Source organism: Lysinibacillus sp. GW247-5R2A (assembly GCF_059424475.1).
Genome location: NZ_JBWKZL010000038.1, coordinates 1 through 709, shown reverse-complemented (window position 1 = coordinate 709; position 709 = coordinate 1). Strand labels below are relative to the sequence as shown.

General features: G+C 38.6%; 1 pseudogene. It reads left to right on the top strand.

The window, feature by feature from the left end:
- Positions 1–273: 273 nt before the first annotated feature.
- Positions 274–709: pseudogene (locus AC07YC_RS22800) on the top strand (hypothetical protein); the annotation flags it as partial.

Below are 709 nucleotides of genomic sequence, written 5' to 3'. Positions count from 1 at the left end.
GTTCATTTGTAAATTTCGTCATAAAAAAACTACACCTCCAATTGTTAGTTGTGTCTAACAATTGGGGTGCAGTTCATAATGGGGGGCGTTTTTTTGCTGTCTAAAACCTTTTCTATTAGTTGTGGTGAAGGTGAACAATAAGAAAGAAGGGAACTCCAGATAATCTCCAGGAAATCTCTAGAAATTCTCCACCCTATTACCATATGAACTACAGATAATGCCTCTATTATAAAACCTGTAAGACAAAATACATCTTAAAAGGAGAATAAAAACATGAAAAAGAAAAAGAGATTAGCTGCTACAACTTTAGGTGCAGTATTCGCACTATCCACGATGGGGTCTGCATTTGCAGCAGAGGCACCAACTCAAGTGAGTGAGAGAAGTGAATATGTGGTAGGTCAAGTAAGTAAACCAACGAACCTTGATGAAATTTCAAAAGAAAAGGTGCAAGTTATTTTTAATCAAGCAGAAGCGGGTACACTAACGAAAAAAGAAGCGATGAAGCAACTAGATGCTGCGCTAGGCATTAAGGGGGATAAAAATAAAGTGAGTGGTCCTGCAAGTAAACCATCGAACGCTAATGAAATTTCAAAAGAAAAGGTGCAGGCCATTTTTGATCAAGTAGAGGCGGATACGCTAACGAAAGAAGAAGCGATGAAGCAACTTGATGCTGCGCTAGGGCTGGATGGAGATAAAAAAGCTACAAGTA